Here is an 816-nt window from a genome sequence, read left to right on the forward strand (position 1 = left end):
GCCCAGCACAGTTAAACCCAGTACCAGGATCGCCCCAAAGGCGTACTTGTTAAGCATGTCATTGCCTCCTTGCTAAGAAGGGGCTACCATCCAAATTGTTGAGGTTTGGTGTGGTAGCCCCGGTTGATGGAAACATCTCCGGGGCTTTTGCTTTCTGACCTACCACACCAGCCTGCGCTCAGAAAGCATCAGGCACCCGCCGTCATATTACCCTCACGCCGCGCAAAAAATCGCCTTTAAGCTGGATATTTAACCAGCGCAAACTCGCTTTCGGAATACGTTTAGATTCCCGGTGTAAAAATGAAAATGCCCCGCCGGGTTCATCACCAGACGGGGCAAAAAAACGGGTGCCTGCACCAAACCGACAATTCAGATAAGCGGGGATTGCTCCCCGCGTACCGCTACTTCTTCGTTTCGTAAGCGAGAACAGCTTTCATTTCCACATCACGCTCCTTAAAACTCAGTTCGCACAGTTGCTCGCGAACCAGAAACGTGATGCCCAGCACAGTTAAACCCAGTACCAGGATCGCCCCAAAGGCGTACTTGTTAAGCATGTCATTGCCTCCTTGCTAAGAAGGGGCTACCATCCAAATTGTTGAGGTTTGGTGTGGTAGCCCCGGTTGATGGAAACATCTCCGGGGCTTTTGCTTTCTGACCTACCACACCAGCCTGCGCTCAGAAAGCATCAGGCACCCGCCGTCATATTACCTTCACGCCGCGCAAAAAATCGCCTTTAAGCTGGATATTTAACCAGCGCAAACTCGCTTTCGGAATACGTTTAGATTCCCGGTGTAAAAATGAAAATGCCCCGCCGGG

General features: G+C 51.3%; 1 protein-coding gene. It reads right to left on the reverse strand.

The genetic code is table 11. From position 1 onward, the window contains the following. Positions 1–401: 401 nt before the first annotated feature. The gene (locus tag M8013_RS00245) at positions 402–554 is read right to left on the reverse strand and encodes a Hok/Gef family protein (protein WP_271265836.1); all 153 of its coding nucleotides are present in this window, start codon (positions 552–554) and stop codon (positions 402–404) included. Between the last annotated feature and the right edge of the window lie 262 nt (positions 555–816).

The organism is Silvania confinis (assembly GCF_025564085.1).
In the GTDB taxonomy this organism is placed as follows: domain Bacteria; phylum Pseudomonadota; class Gammaproteobacteria; order Enterobacterales; family Enterobacteriaceae; genus Enterobacter; species Enterobacter confinis.

What these genes read in the sequence shown, in the direction of transcription:
- M8013_RS00245 (WP_271265836.1), bottom strand. Translation starts at nt 554, where the DNA reads ATGCTTAACAAGTACGCCTTTGGGGCGATCCTGGTACTGGGTTTAACT.